The following is a 16,786-nucleotide window of genomic DNA, read 5'->3' on the forward strand; positions in this document are numbered from 1 at the left end:
TACTGTAGGACTTGATGACTCAGGGGGAATCACATAGCTTAGGTTGCCAAACTGGTCATACACATAGTAGGTATCGTGTGGATCGCTATCATTATAGGTCCTCTTCAGCACCACCCTTCCTTCCTTATCCTTGTATTCTTCACTAGTGTTGTTTTTTCCAGAGGTCCAGTTTTCGTCTTTAGTTACTGTCTTGTAGAGATCACCCGTCGCATAACTCCCCTGCGATAGTGATACGTCATAAATCGAGTGGGCTGCATTCCAAGTGGCTGAGGCAGTATAGCGGATGATATTGTCGGATCCAGAATTCGCTTGATAGTCAAGCCTTATCTCGTGCCCGCTTCCCATTGCCCAAGACTCACCTGGAGCAGACTGCTTGAGCACCCTATTCAGAGGTGAAGATTCCAAAAGCTTCTCAGAATAGGGAGGTTCTCCGTTATAATCCGCATACCCGAGCACCTCAGTCAATGCATCAGGCCTGTAATTTCCGCCACCAAGCTCAGAGGCATAGGGCAAGTATTCAATTGCCATTCGCCCATAGACATCATACTCCATAGGAACCACAATACTCTTTCCTTCTGCCGACTGGTCCACCGAAACCTGCTGGATGGCGCGCCCCAGACCATCAAAATAGGTAATACTAGTAGCTGCCTGCTGGATGGAAGGATTTGGAATAATAGTGGCGGATGCCTGTTTGTAGTTCCTTGAAAGGACATAGTTCTGATCAATGCTCTGGCTCCAAAGAAGCAGTGGTGCCAGCAGCGCCAAGTATAAAATCGTTTTCATAGCGCTTCGTTTTAGGGTCTGTAATTATATTTGTTTTCCGAAAGAATATTACCATCATTGTCTTTGACAAGCTCCAGCCTTCCAAAGGAATCATATTCGTAGCTAGATCGATAGCCCTTAGGGTCGGTAACTGTACTGATGCCAAACAGGGGCCTGTAAGTGAAGGTAGTTACCATCGCTCCCGAAAGTGCGGGGCTTGCACGGAGCGCATCGAGCGCCGCCACAAGCGAGGCCTCGTCGTAGGGAACTGCGCTGGAAGCCGCGTGTATCGCAGAGATAAGGTTGGACGGGATCGACGCATAGGCGGTGTTATCTATCTTAGCAACGGGCTTTGTGCCATTGTAGCCCCAAATGTAGCTTACTTTCGTTCCACTTGCCGCCTGAGCTTCAAGCAGGTTTTCCCACATATCGTAAAGATTGAATTTTAGCCGCTGTTCCAAGAGGTTATTTCCTTTGGCCAGAGCTGTAGATGATAGGATCATTTTGCCACCTTGTGCCAGATAGTCGTACTGCACTTTTGAAAGTTGTTGGAAAGCATCACTGCTGGTCACCGACGAAATTTCGGAAATCCTGTTTCCCGGAAAAATATAAAACTCATATTCTAATTTTTTATAGTCTCCAGTTGCACCATTCGTGAAATGCTTCTGCGAAGAAAGCTGTTTGTTAAAATCTTCATAGGTATATTCTTCCCGTTCTTCAAGTATTTCTGTTTCAAAAATTTTTTTGGTGCTCTTCTCTCTCAGTTTTACCCATCCGTATGTTTCAATATTCTCTAGGTGGCCAATATAAGAAAACACGTCCCCCTTGCAGACTGTTTCGCAGTTATATGAAAATTCACCGCTTTCAATGCAATTTTGCCTCTTTGTAAGATACTCTTCATAGGTGAAGCTGAGATAGCTGAAAGCGCAACGAGTTGCACCTTGAAACATTCTGAGGCCCGTGACCTGCTCCGCATCTACAATATCGTATTCGTAGTCCGTTTCCTGTAGCAGTTGCCCGTCTTCCCTGAAAATTTTTTCCTTCTTTATGAAACCCCTCCTGTAGTCTAAATTGCTTGACGCAATAAATGGCATATGCTGGGTATAGGCTTCAGGCCCTTGTGGCTCGTCGATTGGACTCTGATAGTAGTACTGCGTCTTTCCATTTCCCGTCTGCCTCACCATAACATTCTGGTAACCGACATCTGATCCCTGCGTCCGCATACTTAGCAGATTATTTACCTGACATGTAGTCTGATAGGCGATTGTCATATTTATGGCAAAACTTGGACAGGATATATGATGGTCTCGAACTTTCGTATACGTAAATACTGGTTTTCCAAAAACTAGAGAACCACTGCTTTTATTTGAAGTTCCAGCAAAGCCATAGCTGTAATTTTTTTCACTTGCAGGAGTAAAACCATATTGATTTAGAGTAGAATCATAGTAGTTCTGCGGGACATCTCCGTCTTCAAAGTAGCCTATATTTTTGATCCTCATACCTCCCCCATATAAATATTCTTTTAGTGGTTGAGGATTACGTCCGGAATCAATTCGTGTCCTGTAGTTAATATCGACTCGTACTGAACTTGATAAAACGGCATCAAACCAGTTGTATACAAGTGTATAAGTTGCAGCTCCGGGAGGAAAATATATTTCTTCAGTAGAGCAGGACAAGTCATTTCCGCAATTGAATTGACTATATATAGAAGATGAACCGTCATCCAATATTTTTCTTATTGTAAATACGCCCATTGAAGAGCCAGAAATAAGAGATGGAGAAAATTTAACAAAGGTGCCACTGACAGTTGCTATTTCTAGAATTTGTGCCGGACTTGCGCCAGATACGCTATTAAAAACCATTGTGCTTTCTCTATTTATCCAGTTCTCTGGATTTTCATCAAAATCTGACAAAGGACTATCTCCTACGTGGGAATAAGTATTTGCCTCAAAATCAAAAACTTTAGCACCTCCCGTGGGAAGCTTAATTTTCTGCAGCACATCGGTCTTGATCATATAAGGATCTACTTCACGGCTATATCCGAACGAGGAAATATATGGACGGACATTGAAAAAACCCCAAGCATCTTTGCCTACTGCTCGTGATCCCGCACTGCTCTGGGCATAATAAAACTCATGTGCCTGTTTTTTCTGGTCAATATAATTGCCTTCTTCTATCTTGGAAAGCATCATCCTCTTGCCATAGATCGATGAGATTTCAGAATAGGTGTAAGAGAAGTCAAATCTTTTGATAGGACTTCCCGACCATGTCTTAAGCACTACGCTCTTTAATTTGGACGAGTTTGCATTCACTACCAAATTATAGTCTTGCCTGCCCAATTCATATACAAATTCGACCTTAGCCACATCCGTAACATCAATTGATTGCAACTTTTTTGTCTTGGTACTTCGTTGGACTTTCCTATCGAAATAAAGCGGCTCAATCCGATCGAGCTGTTCGGGACAATTGTTAAGCAATCCATATACGGGATCGAAGCCTACTATAAAATTATGCTCAGAGGTAACGTCGCTAACCGCTTCGGTAATTGGATGCAGCTCATCATTGTACCCGAAGCTTGCCACAAGATTATTTCCAGAGTCATAAACTTTACTGAGATGAAATGCGCTGATGAAATCATAATTATCATTGGATATGGACGTATTTCCTGTCCCAAAAAAAGTACTCTGAGTGGTAGTGCCTTGCGTTGTTTTTTCAATAATGTCGAAAAGGTAGCGCGTACCTTTCTCGTCCAGTAGCGTAAAACTTAAAAAATCATATTTCCTTGTCGATGAATTGTAGTTGTAGTTGAAGGAAATATCCATTGCTTCAGAGTTGCTGAGCTTAGATACCTCAAGAGTACCCTGCTGATTTTTTTTTATTATAAATCTCCCAGACCTTCCCATAAAATTAAATTGGTAAAGGTCATGCTGAGTATCGTACCTGCCCTTTTCGTAGGCATCCCAAAGAAATTTTTTAATTATTGATGTGCCGGCACCGTTGAAGCTTTCCATAGCTTGATAATACGTATTTGCAAAGACACCTGCACTCTCATTCTGGTAAATACCCATTTTAAGCTGGAATCCACTTTTATAATGTTCATCAGGAAATCCCATGACTGTCCTGGAGATAGTACCGCCAGCCAAAAGATTCCATCCCAGTCCTGTTGAACTTGCAACTTCGTCCGCTGCCGCGCTGTAAGGATGATATGCAAGCGAAAGATTTACCGAGACATTTTTAGAATGCGAGCTGATATCGTACAGCGGTATTGCTATGTCGGGAATTCCTGTGTAATTACTTACAGCTACCTCTTCAAATTTCATCAACGCCACTACAGATGGCGAAGCCGGCGCAATTTCAGGAAGTGCTGTTTTTATGTCATTGGCCCCATTCTGCTGTGAAAAGGAAAACTGATATGATACTAGTATGATTAAGCAAAATATATTTCTCATTACGCTATAATTAATTTCTATTGACGGCCTTTATAATTTTTACTGCATCATTCTGCACGTTGGTCCTGATTTCCACAATGTAGATCCCTACCGGAAGCCCGCCAAGGTCGACGGGTACGGTACGGTCAGTTATATCGAACTGTTGCAGCTGCCTTCCCGCTAAGTCAAACAGCGTAGCGGTGCCTTTCTCAAAATCATAGCCTACCACCACGTTGGTAAACTGCTGTGCGGGGTTCGGAAAAGCCTCTATAGGCTTTTTCTCTTCCTTCTTTTTCTTATTGTCTTTGAGCTTCACCACCCAGAAGTCATTCCGGCCGATGCCGCTGTAACGGTCTCGGGAACTGCCTTTTGAACTTCCCGCCAGCAGGTATCCACCGTCGCGTACCGTGATGATACTGCGCAGCATATCTTCTCCGCCGCTTCCGACAGTCTCCCGCCACAGCTCCTCGCCCCTATCGTTTGTCTTTATCGCTACATAATCATTGATTCCTTCCTTGTCTTTTCTTCTCGTGCCGACAGTCTCACTTTGCGCATAGCCTCCAAGAAGAAGAGAGCCGTCCCTGTCTTCGACCATCGATGTAAAAAAATCAACCTTACCAATATCGTATGTCTCCTGCCAGATAATTTCACCGCTACTATCAATTTTCACAACCCAGAAGTCCATTCCGTTTTTGTTGGATACATTCTTGTTTCCTGTGGTACCTGAAGCGGAATTGCCTCCCATTATATAGTTGCCATCTTGGGATTGAAAAAGAGAGTACAGCTGGTCATCACCACTACCGCCGTAAACTTTCTGCCACTCCAGAACACCGTCCTTATCGAGCTTCACGACCCAGTAGTCACTCTCTCCATAGCACTTCTCGCTCTTGTCGCCAGACATTGGAGAATTAGAAGACCCTCCCAATATGTAGCCGCCGTCTAGGGTCTGCTGGACCCTGCGTAGGTGATCGGCATACAGTCCCCCAATAGTTTTCTGCCATTCCGCATGCCCCTTCGAGTCTAGCTTTACTATCCAGTAGTCCTGTCCTCCGCGACTGTCCTCGTTTTTGCCGAAAACATCCTCCTTGGCTCCTTCCAACCCTGCCCTGCGATTGGAACTCGATGATCCTCCAATCAGGTAACCGCCATCTGAAGTGGGCCAGATGCTTTGGAGTAGTTCCTGTCCTGTCCCTCCAATGGTACGCTGCCATTCCTCATTCCCTTTAGCGTTGAGCTTAATTATCCAAAAATCTTCCCTGCCTCTACAGGAATCCTTCTTATGTAGACCTAGTGCAGAATCTGAGGTCCCGGCCAAAATAAAGCCTCCGTCCTTCGTGTGACGAATACCTTGGAGCAGGTCTGCTCCAGACCCACCTATGCTTTTCTGCCAATCCAGTTCTCCCTTCTCATCCATCTTCCATAGGAAATAGTCCAAGCCTCCGCTTCCCTCCTCCATCTTGTTCCCTGTCTTTTTCGACACAGAACTCCCAGCAAGCAGAAAGCCATAGTCGGCAGTAGGTATCGCATCAAAAAGGTAGTCTGAATGTTTTCCACCATAAGATTTCTCCCACTCAATCTTTTGGGCATAGGATGGAATTGCGTGAAAAAGTATAGCAAGGCCGGCAATTAAAAGGAACCTGATAGGAATCATAAGCTAAATCGTTATAGTCTTGTTAAAAAAAAATAAATGTACTACAAATTTTTAGTTAAATAAATTCCTTAATCTAAGTTTCTCAATCTGAAAGTTGCATTTAGAAAGGAATTAGTTTCCATAAGAGCTTTGATTCCAAAACTTTTTTACCATAGATTCACTGCTAAAGACGTCACCAAAAAGAAAGCGAAGGTTAGAATTGAGGCTATAGCTCCTTTATTTCACTTCTTCAAAAATAACAACGTATATAAATCAATACATTGCAAGTAGATGGTACAAATAAGGTACAAAATAAATCTAAAGAGTTCAAAAACAAAACGAAGCAAACTTAAAAAACGCTTTAAAGTAACCACAGATTCTAATCATCGATATCCAGTGTGCAGTAATCATCTCAATAGAAATTTTACACCAAAATCACTTAATGAGGTCTGGGTGTCTGATCGAAGAAAGTCGAGAATTCCGGATCTATTTCAAATACGATGCTGTTAAGCCCATCGTGGTAGTTAATGTTTCCACGTTTGAAGTAAGTATCATCACGGTCTGTCCGTCCTGAGCGGTAATATCTGTAAAAATCCGAATTGCAGAGGTGTTCAGTGTATTCCCGTTTAAGATTTGCCAACTGTCCAGAAAAATAATTATAATACATTTTACCGTTACTAACAGGGCAAGTGGTTTCAATGCGATATATCTTATTATAGTAAATCAGCTTACCAAGTATTTGGGGTTTAATAGAACGAAAAAAACGGATTTCTTCCTCATCGTTTTTAAACCCTTCCTCAATAAGGTATTTCTTAACTGAACCTAAAAGATCCTGAAGATACAGGGTCATTTCGTAAGCCTCATCAATCAATCTTTTGCTTTGTGATAAATGAAATTGCTAAGCATTTCGCAAACAATAAAGTGGATGTAATTATTTATGCTACAGAAAAATCGTTGGATAGCTATAAGTTCAATCTCTTGTACAACAAGCAACTTTTTATAGACCAGCTTAAAACTAATAACCTCGGCAAACGTACCATTGATGAAGGAAGTATGGACGAAAAATCGGGAATGAATTTCTCGGAATATGTGGCTATCCTTTCAGGAAATACAGACTTGTTGGATAAAGCCAAATTAGAAAAACAGATTGCCGGATTGGAAAGCGAAAAACAGGCTTTCAACCGTTCAAAGTATAGTGCGAAGTACAAATTGGAAGACTATACGGCTGAATTGGACAAAGCCCAATCCCGATATGACCGTATGAGCCTAGATTGGAATAATCTGCAAGAACGTATCCAAAAACGTTCTGACGGTATTATTACCAATCCTGTTCAGTTGGACGGTTTACCGCCCAATGCGGATATAAAACAAATCGGTGCAAAACTCAACCAGCTTGCGGATAAAGCCCGTACAGGTGGTGATTACGAGGAAATCGGAAGTCTTTATGGTTTTCAGCTTTTGGTAAAAACGGAAATGTCACAAAAAGACGGTGTGGATATTCGTGTAAATCGTTTTTTGATGCAAGGCGAGGGAAATATCAAATATACCTACAACAATGGTCTAATCGCTAAAGATGAAAAGCTAGCTGCTATGAACTTCCTTAACGCACTGGAAAAATTGCCTGGATATATTGAGCAGGAGCAAAAGAAAATTACGGAAATACAAAAAGACCTACCTATTCTTCAGGAGGTCATAAATGGTACGTGGTCTAAGGAAAGCCGATTGAGCGAACTCAAAACCGAACTGGCCGCCGTTGAACGAAAGATACAGTTATCAATTAAGCAGGAAACTAAAGAGGAACCTGCGGAACAAACCGAAAAACAAAAGCAAACGCCAAGCATTTCGGAGAATATTGTACGGATAAAAGGTGTTCGTTTACCACGTGGAGTATTGTAATATGCAAAAGAATTTGCTACATTTCGTCCTGTTCGTCCATTTTTCTAATCAAAGCATCCCGTAAGCTGTCAAGGAATTTGGTGCTGTTTATTTTTCGGGATTTAAGTTCCATAAATGTATGATAAAAGTCGCCTAAATCAAGATTAAAAGTACGTTCAAATGTTTTGGCAATAACCTTAATATCTGCATTTCCATTGTCAAACACACCTTGCGAATACAGTGCATAAATCAATTCTATCATTGCTGTTTTGCTCCCTGTCCAATTTAATTTCGGCAGGTCTGTTGATTTATCTCTATACGCCGTGTTGTGAAGCTGGTCTTCAAGATAGACTTGTATCAGGTCGTTGGCAATAATTTTTGCAACTTTGTAATCGTGTGAAGTAGAAAAACTATGGTCTGCTTCAAAATAAAATGTGTCTAAACTTAGCTTAATATCGTACTTGCCCCGAACAAACAGCTTATCATCAATAAATGAGTTATTCGTCCGGTAGTATTTATAAAATTCAAGGTTGTTGTCAAAATACCTTTTAAGTTTTCTCAATTCATCATTAAGGTATTTTTTAATAGGTTTTGAACCGTAAGGCTTTTTTGTTTCGATTTTATAAATGGCATTATAATAAATTAGTTTTGAAACGATAGTAGGTTTTTGATATTTAAAAAAATGGATTTCTTCCCCAATATTCTTAAATCCTCTGTTTAGAACATATTTCTTTACTTCCGACAAGTATTTTAGAATGATATCTATAACGGCTTCTATCCGTTGTATAGAGTGATCGGTTTCAATCTCCAAATCGTTGATTTCTGTTTCCAGCTTGTGTAGTGTTTCTGTATAAAATTTGTTCATCTGGCTATTTTGAAGTCTATATTTGAGTTAGTGAAAAAAAATAAACTGTGTAATTTGTAGGCTATATCACATCTAATGATTTTTTTTGAAATTATTATAGAGCCTATTTGCAATAGCTTAGCTTCTTCCATAATCGGTTAAAAGATTTCAGGAATGTTTATTAGAACAATTCCTGAACACTCTTTTTTTATTTCTATTATCTCCTATTCTTCTAAGATAAAGGCAACTATAGATATAGGGATTTACTTCGCTAACTTCAATATTCTGTAAGCTCCCCTTGCTACAATTACGAATACAATAGCCCCAATAATCAAATCAGGATAACTTGAATTGAGCCAATTAACTAAAAGACCAGCAACAATAACTCCCGAATTGATAATGACATCATTTGATGTGAATATCATCGAAGCCTGCATATGCGCTTCTTTACTTTTGTTCTTTTGTAAGAGATAAAGGCAAAATACGTTTGCAATCAATGCTAAAACTGAAACGACAATCATTGTTTTGAAATCGGGCATAGCTTCAATTCCCATAAAACGTCTGATCACTTCAACGAAACCTACAATAGCAAGTAAGACTTGGAAGTATCCTGCAAATCTGGCGATGTTGTTTTTTAGGGCGATTGTTCCACCAACAGCGATTAATGCCAATGCGTAAACGACACTGTCTGCAAGCATATCCAAGCTATCGGCTATCAATCCCATTGAACCTGAAAAAATACCGAACAACATTTCCAGTCCAAAAAACAGGAAGTTGATAATCAACACGATCCAAAGTAATTTCCGTTGCTTGTTGCTTGTATCTGTTTCAACAACAAAATTGCTTTTTTCAGTTGAAACCAATGTCGTATTTAGGTTCAGTGTTCCCAAAGCCAAAAAAATTGGCTCTGGGTTTCCATTGTGATAAACGTCCAATTTTCTATTGGCTATATCAAATTCCAATCCTTTTACCGTATCAAAGTCTTGCAGTTTCATACGGATTAATTGCTCCTCGCTTGGGCAATCCATTTTAGTTATATTGAATATGGTTTTTTCCATTTGTTTTAAAGCTTGAATTTTATTCCTCCGTTAATCACAAATCCGTCCAAAGGTGCATAAATGTCTCTAAAAACCGGATTGGTTATTGTTCCTGTATAAATGCTACCAAAGCGTGTTTGTCGGGTGTCAAGGAAGTTTTCAAAGTTGATGTACAGAGAAAATCTTTCCCAAATCTTTTCAGCCATAAATCCGGTAATAAAGTAACCTTCGCCCGTAGTTCCATTATTCAGTTTTTGAGGACTGAAGTAATAGGCTTCCAGACCAACTTTCCATTTGTCTTCTATTTCATACATCAGGATGGAATTAATGCGGTGTTTTGGCGTTAAAGGACTTTCTACAGTCGTTCCATTTTGGTTTAATCGAGCATCTGTATAAGTGTATCCCAAAAATAATTTCAAATCATCGTAACCAATTTTAATATTGGTTTCTGTTCCTTTGGTATGGATGTAGCCCGGAGAATTAACGAACTGATACAGATTTGCAGAGGGGTTTTCAAGTAACAAAGGATTATCCAAATAGGTGTAAAAGAATAATTGGTTTATGCTAAATGACCAATCTTCTCCAATATAGGTGCGGTAATTGATGTCTGCATTTGCTCCATAACTTTTTTCCAATTTATTGGTCTTGTCGTCAATAGGCATTACATTTTGATATTGTAGGCGTTCGCTTTCTTCTGTAAAAATGGTTGGTGATTTATACCCAAATCCACCTCCAATACGTGAAGTCAATCCGTTTGCAATCTTAAACAATGCAGATACTCTTGGCAAAAATACAGCTCCGTAATCTATCACGTAATCCGTTCTTAAACCCGCTTCTAATTGAAGCCAATCAGTAGCCTTAAAAGAATTTTGAACGAAAGCTCCGAATGTGTTTTGGCTGTAATCCCTCAACGGAAATGCAGTAATCTGCTTTTCTTTAAAATTGTCTGTCCAAATATTGACCCCTGCTACCCATTCCGATTTTTCTGTACTGTTGGTATAATTTGCTTCTGTAAAAGTTGCGGTTTGTGTTCCCTCAAACTGATAGTTGGGAATTGTTGTATTTCGGTTAAAATAACTCACGCTGTTTTTAATTTGAAAAGAACTTTTTTCATTAATCAAATGGTCGAAAACAAATTGAGTGGAATAGCGTTGTGTTTTATTTTTCTCGAAATACTGATGCGTGTTATCTCCTTTACCTTTGATGTAAAGCATATCACCTCCCAAACGGTTTTCGATAGTTGTATTGACACCGAAATTCATTTTTGTTTTATCATTGAAATAAACAAACAATTTAGGGTTCAGTACAAAACGTTCAAATTTTGGAATGGCAGAAAAACCAATTTTTGCAGGGTCGTAAGCTCCGTTTCTATTATGCGAAGCAAATATGGTTGTTCCGATTTTCTTAAACTTCTGTCCGTAAAAACCGTTGATGTCTAAACCTCCGCCTGATGTTCCGTTTAAATGAAAACGCAAATCCCTTTCTTCCGTTGGTGTCTTGGAAATCAGGTTTACCAAACCTGCTATTGCTCCACCACCATACAGCGTAGATGTAGAACCTTTGATAACTTCAACCTGCTTTAAGTCAAGCGGTGGAATTTGCAACAAACCTAATCCGCTTGAAGCACCCGAAAAAATAGGAAAGCCGTCTTTCAAGATTTGCGTATATCTTCCGTCAAGTCCTTGAATACGGATACTTGCATTGGCACTTGTGGGCGAAGTGGTTTGTACGTGAATACCTGTACTTTCCGCCAAGAGCATACGAATATCCCCAGGTTTCATATTGCCTTTTTCGCCCAATTCTTCACTTCCGATAAATTCAATGCGGGTAGGAATATTTTGTATGCTCCTTGTACTTCTTGTAGAAGATATAACCACTTCCTCTAACTCCTCTGAACTTTCTTTGAGTAAGATTTCAATAACGCTGGTGTCCTTTAATGGAAATTCCAATGTATCAATACGTTCATTAAAGCCTACGTAACTAAAATGTATTTCCTGTACACCGTCAGGAACATTTACTATTATGATTTGACCATTTTCGTTGGATGTCGCTGCAAGCGAGGTTCCTTTTATAGATGCCGTCACACCAATCAAAGGATCTTTGTTTTCACTGTTTCTAATAACAGCATTTAAATTGTTTTGTGCAAATACACAGAGATTTAGTGTCATAAAAAATGACATAAAGAGTATTTTTTTCATTATATGAAAAATTATTAATGTTTGAAAAATAAGAATTGACGGTTTGTAGCACCGCAATTTGTTATTGTGCCGAAGACACTAAAAACATTAATTAATCTTAGGCGGTTGCCAAATGGAAGAGAAGAAGTCTGAAACAGCTGACGCAGTTATTACACCTAATTTCTTTTTAGGTTGTTGGACATAATTGGATGTTAAAGCATAAAAAGAAGTAATTACAAATCCAGTACAGGTATTGCATTTAGAAAAAGGCGAGCAACATTCCATACCGCAACCGTCGCTATCTTCTTCCTGACTATTTGTTGTTTGATGTATAACGTCAAAGCATTTATCTTCCATAAAGCCTGGCAAGGTCGATAAGACCAAGACCATTAATGCTAATATGAATGATAAATGCTTCATTTTACAAATATATTAAAAACTACGTTACAACTTCTCCCTCAATTAAATTCACTCCCTATTTTTCATAAATTGACTTGTCCGTTAAAATTTCATTCGTTGTATGCGTACTGCGTTTAAAATTGCTAATAAAGCCACTCCCACATCAGCAAAGACGGCTTCCCACATTGTAGCCAAACCACCTGCTCCCAGAACTAATACAATTCCTTTTACCACAAATGCCAATGTGATATTCTGCCAAACAATTTTCTTAGTTTGTTTACCGATATTGATTGCCATCGGTATTCTACTCGGTTTATCATCTTGAATAACTACATCGGCTGTTTCTATAGTAGCATCGCTTCCTAAACCGCCCATTGCAATACCCACATCACTCAAAGCTACTACAGGTGCATCGTTCACACCATCGCCTACAAATGCTACAGTTTCGTTTTTGGATTTGATTTCTTTTACTTTATTTACTTTATCTTCAGGTAGTAAATCGCCAAAGGCATTATTAATTCCTAATTTATCTGCAACAAATTTTACTACGGTGCTTTTATCTCCGCTCAACATTGTGATTTTTACTCCTAATCCTTTTAACTTGTCAATAGTTAGCTGTGCATCTTCCTTTATACTGTCGGCAATGGTAATGTAACCTGCAAATTTTCCATCGTAAGCAATGGCAATTAAGGTATAAACAATTGTGGTTGGGTCTAAATCATAATTGATGTTGAATTTATCCATCAATTTAAAATTTCCTACCAATAATTCTTTTCCATTTACATTGGCTTTCAAACCATGACCTGCAATTTCTTCTGTATTTTCTAACTTTATCGAGCTATCAATTTCACCTACATATTGATGGATAGCGGTAGCAACCGGATGTGTACTTTGACTTTCTAAAGCATTTACCATTTTCAGGATTTCCTCTTTATTAAATTCCGGTTTTAATACCACTTCTTGTACTTTGAAAACGCCCTCGGTCATTGTACCCGTTTTGTCCATCACTACGTTTTTAATATCGGCAATGGCATCTAAAAAGTTGCTTCCTTTAAACAAAATACCATTTTTGGAAGCAGCCCCAATTCCGCCAAAATAACCCAAAGGAATGCTTATGACCAAGGCACAAGGACAAGAAATAACTAAGAATACCAATGCTCTGTACAACCATTGACTAAATAAATAATCGCTCACAAAAAAATAAGGTATTATGGTAATTAGCACTGCCAACAATACAACAATCGGTGTGTAGATTTTTGCAAATTTGCGAATGAATAATTCTGTTGGTGCTTTTTGTGCGGTTGCATTTTGTACCAATTCCAAAATTTTAGAAAGCTTGCTATCGGTATAAGCGGTGGTTACTTTTACCTGTGCAACGGTTGTTAGGTTTATCATTCCTGCCAATACGGTTTCGCCTTTGGTTTTGGTGTCTGGCTTACTTTCTCCTGTAAGTGCTGCTGTATTGAATGAAGCGGTTTCGGATAATAATTCTCCATCTAGTCCTAATTTTTCTCCGGGTTTTAATTGAATTATATTGCCAATACTTGCGGTTTCTGCTTTTATGGTTTTAGCTTGATTATTTTCTAAAATAGTTACTTCATCTGGTCTTTGATCGAGCAACGTTTTAATATTGGCTTTCGCTCTTGTTACAGCTAAGGTTTGGAATACTTCGCCAACGGCATAAAATAACATTACAGCAACACCTTCAGGATATTCGCCAATGGCAAAAGCTCCGATGGTTGCAATGCTCATTAATAAAAATTCTGAAAATACATCGCCTTTTCTGATGCTTTCAAATGCTTCTTTAATTACGGGTAATCCAACTGGTACATACGCTACTACATACCAAACAATTCTTACCCAACCTGTAAACCAAGATTGCGACACCCAATTATCGAAAGCAATGGCTATCATCAATAATACAAAACTGATGATAGCAGGTAAAAACATTTGAAAGGTAGATTTATCGGTACTTCCGTGGTTATGACCGTCATCATCGGCGTGTTCGTGGTTGTGTCTATCATCGTCGTGATGTTTTTCCAATAGCATTTTAGCATCGGCATCGGTATATATTTTTTCTTCTTGAGGTGTGCAACAAAGCTGTTTGCCTTGTGCATCGTAAGTATGCTTGTGATTTTTATCTATATTTATCATCCGCTTTAATTTTTGATATTCGTGTACGTTTTTCCGTTTCTTATTCCTTCCACGTTATTATTCATTATATGTCTAACGATATTCCGAAAAACAAATCGCTCTATTTTATTTAATTTTTGTCGATGTTTTACATAAAATCCATCGGGTGTATCAAATACTCCAAAATCCTGATTGATGCCTTTGTCCTGAATAAACGTGTTGTTGAGGCTCCATTCTATTGGCGGATTTTCAAAATTATCAGTATAAACTCCATAGCCACAAAAGGTAGTCTTACAATCACTGTTTTCTTCTTGTAATTTGGTCAGATAGGATTTATCTAAAATTACACCCTCTAAAAAATACCATTGTTCGTCCACCAATACTTCAACCCAACTATGTAAGATATTTTGAGGCGAAAGTTTATACCAAATACCTGTAATTGCTCCTTTTTGTAGGGCTTTGTCAATGGTAAACCCGTGAATACGGTTGGGTATTCCCGCTGCTCTTAACAAAGCCATTAGTAAAGTTGCTTTCGTATTACATTGCCCGTATCCGTCTTTCAGTATTTGCGATGCAGGAATATCGTCAGAAATATTATAACCAAACTTTATTTCATCTCTTACAAAATTGTAAATACCTTTTATCCGGTAAGTCGTGTCAAAGTCTTTCCATTGCCTTCGCTCCACTAATTCCTGTATGGAAGGATGAGTATAATCAAGTATTTTGGTTTCTTTAAGATAATTTTCCATAAAACTTTGTTTAAAAGCTGTCATCATAACAAAGGTAAACAAGGAGAGCTTGCAATACTATTGCAAACTCTCCTCTAAACATTGTTCACAAATACCTTTTCCAAATAGCCTTATTTCATCAATTCGGTATGCACTGCTTTCACTTTGTGGAATTGTGAAATCCTCCTTGCAAGTAGTCTGTTTGCAAATTTTACAGTAGAAGTGCAGATGCCAATCCTTGTGCGTTTTCTCATCACATTCATCGTGGCATAAAATATATTTAGTTGTGTTATTCTCCTGAATACTGTGTACAATGCCTTTTTCTTCAAAAGTCTTCAAAGTCCTATAAATAGTAACCCTGTCGGCTTTGTAAAAATGGCTTTCAATTTCAGACAATGACATTGCTATCTGCTGCTGTTTCAAGAAGTCATACACCAAAATCCGCATACTGGTAGGATTGGTATTTTTATCTAAGAGTTTCTGTTCTATGTTCTTGTTCATAACAAAACTATTTAATGAGCATGTCCATCACCCGTATTGCTCAATTTCGCATTTACAAAAAATGCACCTTTTACAACGACATGTGTCCCTTCGGCAATTTTATTAACGGGTGTAATAGCCGTATAACCTAATTCCGTAGCACCTTTCATCACTTCTATCTTTTCAAAACGTGTGCCTTGTTTCGAACCGTGGTTGTGACTTTCGCCTTCTTTATGTTCGTGAGGTTCTTCCTCCTTCTCTTTGACCAAAAAGATATAATATTTACCATCTGCATTGACAATTGCTTCATTTGGAACAGACGGACTCAAAGCTCCATCCAGATTTACTATACCTGTTATATTCATTCCGTCAATAAGTCCTATTTTATCTCCAATAACCTTACTGTGCACAGCAATAGTCTTGCTATTACTATTAAATGAAGAACCTATATTATATACTTCGGCAGTATATGTTTTGTTCGGGCTGTTTGTTACAATAAAGTCTATTTTCTGACCAACTTTGATTAAAGGAACGTCTTTTTCAAATACCTGTAAATCTAAATGCAAAGCACTGTTTTCAACCAGTTCTGCAATGGGCGAAGAGACATCTACATAGCTTCCAATCTTGGCAAAAACGTTACTAACTATTCCATTTATGGGACTTGTAACTGTTAATGATGATTTAAGGGTGGAATTTGACAGTGAAGTCGGATTAATACCCATCAGCTGTATTTGTTGTTGCAATGATGCTTTTCGGGTCCTTAAAGTATTCAATTCGGTTGTAGCGCTTTGCAAATTCTTCTTTGCACCTACATTCCCCTCGTTCAGGTCTCTTTGTCTTGTGACTTCTTGTTCTGCGAATACTATTCCGCTATTGATTGTTAGATATTCCTCCTGTAGCTGTATAAATTGCGGATTGGAAATAGTAGCAATCGCTTGTCCTTTCTTTACATAATCTCCTATTTCTACATTAAGCGTTTTTATTATACCCCCGAACAGGGACGTAGCATTAGCCTTATTCGTATTGGGCACTCTTAAAAATCCATTGGCTTTCATCGTGGCAGATAATTGTTTCTGTTCAATTGAACCGATTTCAATACCTACTGTTTTTATTTGCTCATCGGTAAGTGTGACCGCATTTTCTTCTTCGTGTTCATCTGATGATGTTTCCGACGGTGTATCGTGATTATGTCCATCTCCTTCTTTATGATTGTTTGTACAGGCATAAAAAGAAATTAAAGCTCCAGCGATTAAAACGCCAAAAAATAACTTATTTATATTACGTTTCATATAT

Annotated in this window: 12 protein-coding genes and 2 pseudogenes; 2 read left to right on the forward strand and 12 right to left on the reverse strand. The window is 38.7% G+C overall.

Annotation, left to right across the window (positions count from 1 at the left end):
• From EG849_RS14235 to EG849_RS14245, 3 genes are all read right to left on the reverse strand, one after another.
• Positions 1-783: DUF6443 domain-containing protein (locus EG849_RS14235; protein ID WP_233581813.1), on the reverse strand; the 783-nt coding region annotated here is incomplete at its 3' end.
• Positions 784-794: 11 nt separating this feature from the next.
• Entirely contained in the window at positions 795-4,211 is a 3,417-nt protein-coding gene (locus tag EG849_RS14240) for an RHS repeat domain-containing protein (protein WP_125013915.1), read from the reverse strand.
• Between the two features lie 10 nt (positions 4,212-4,221).
• Positions 4,222-5,841, reverse strand: coding sequence for a T9SS type A sorting domain-containing protein (locus EG849_RS14245; protein WP_125013917.1), 1,620 nt, complete (start codon positions 5,839-5,841; stop codon positions 4,222-4,224).
• A 324-nt stretch (positions 5,842-6,165) separates the two neighbouring features.
• On the opposite strand from EG849_RS14245, the pseudogene EG849_RS16080 reads away from it, so the two are divergent.
• Positions 6,166-6,282 (forward strand): annotated as a pseudogene (locus EG849_RS16080) (IS3 family transposase); the annotation flags it as partial.
• Here the strand turns inward: EG849_RS16080 and EG849_RS14250 are convergent.
• Positions 6,260-6,670: an RteC domain-containing protein gene (locus EG849_RS14250; protein ID WP_449404083.1), complete on the reverse strand. Its 411-nt coding sequence runs from the start codon at positions 6,668-6,670 to the stop codon at positions 6,260-6,262. The pseudogene EG849_RS16080 and the gene EG849_RS14250 sit on opposite strands and share 23 nt — an antisense overlap.
• A gap of 38 nt (positions 6,671-6,708) precedes the next feature.
• Between EG849_RS14250 and EG849_RS14255 the strand changes: the two are divergent.
• A pseudogene (locus tag EG849_RS14255) lies at positions 6,709-7,716 on the forward strand (DNA methylase); the annotation flags it as partial.
• Positions 7,717-7,732: 16 nt separating this feature from the next.
• Here the strand turns inward: EG849_RS14255 and EG849_RS14260 are convergent.
• From EG849_RS14260 to EG849_RS14295, 8 genes are all read right to left on the reverse strand, one after another.
• Positions 7,733-8,560, reverse strand: a complete 828-nt coding sequence (locus tag EG849_RS14260; RefSeq protein ID WP_074590618.1) for an RteC domain-containing protein — start codon at positions 8,558-8,560, stop codon at positions 7,733-7,735.
• A 242-nt stretch (positions 8,561-8,802) separates the two neighbouring features.
• Positions 8,803-9,597, reverse strand: coding sequence for a cation transporter (locus EG849_RS14265; protein WP_125013919.1), 795 nt, complete (start codon positions 9,595-9,597; stop codon positions 8,803-8,805).
• Between the two features lie 5 nt (positions 9,598-9,602).
• Positions 9,603-11,774: a TonB-dependent receptor gene (locus EG849_RS14270; protein ID WP_125013921.1), complete on the reverse strand. Its 2,172-nt coding sequence runs from the start codon at positions 11,772-11,774 to the stop codon at positions 9,603-9,605.
• Between the two features lie 87 nt (positions 11,775-11,861).
• The gene (locus EG849_RS14275; RefSeq protein ID WP_125013923.1) at positions 11,862-12,173 is read right to left on the reverse strand and encodes a hypothetical protein; all 312 of its coding nucleotides are present in this window, start codon (positions 12,171-12,173) and stop codon (positions 11,862-11,864) included.
• Positions 12,174-12,254: 81 nt separating this feature from the next.
• A complete protein-coding gene (locus EG849_RS14280) occupies positions 12,255-14,306 on the reverse strand; it encodes a heavy metal translocating P-type ATPase (RefSeq protein WP_125013925.1) in 2,052 nt (683 codons plus the stop codon).
• A gap of 5 nt (positions 14,307-14,311) precedes the next feature.
• Entirely contained in the window at positions 14,312-15,034 is a 723-nt protein-coding gene (locus tag EG849_RS14285) for a transglutaminase-like domain-containing protein (protein WP_125013927.1), read from the reverse strand.
• A gap of 57 nt (positions 15,035-15,091) precedes the next feature.
• The gene (locus tag EG849_RS14290; protein WP_125013929.1) at positions 15,092-15,514 is read right to left on the reverse strand and encodes a Fur family transcriptional regulator; all 423 of its coding nucleotides are present in this window, start codon (positions 15,512-15,514) and stop codon (positions 15,092-15,094) included.
• 11 nt (positions 15,515-15,525) lie between these two features.
• Positions 15,526-16,782: an efflux RND transporter periplasmic adaptor subunit gene (locus tag EG849_RS14295; protein ID WP_125013931.1), complete on the reverse strand. Its 1,257-nt coding sequence runs from the start codon at positions 16,780-16,782 to the stop codon at positions 15,526-15,528.
• Between the last annotated feature and the right edge of the window lie 4 nt (positions 16,783-16,786).

Source organism: Flavobacterium macacae, from assembly GCF_003865365.1.
GTDB classification, from domain to species: Bacteria; Bacteroidota; Bacteroidia; order Flavobacteriales; family Flavobacteriaceae; genus Flavobacterium; species Flavobacterium macacae.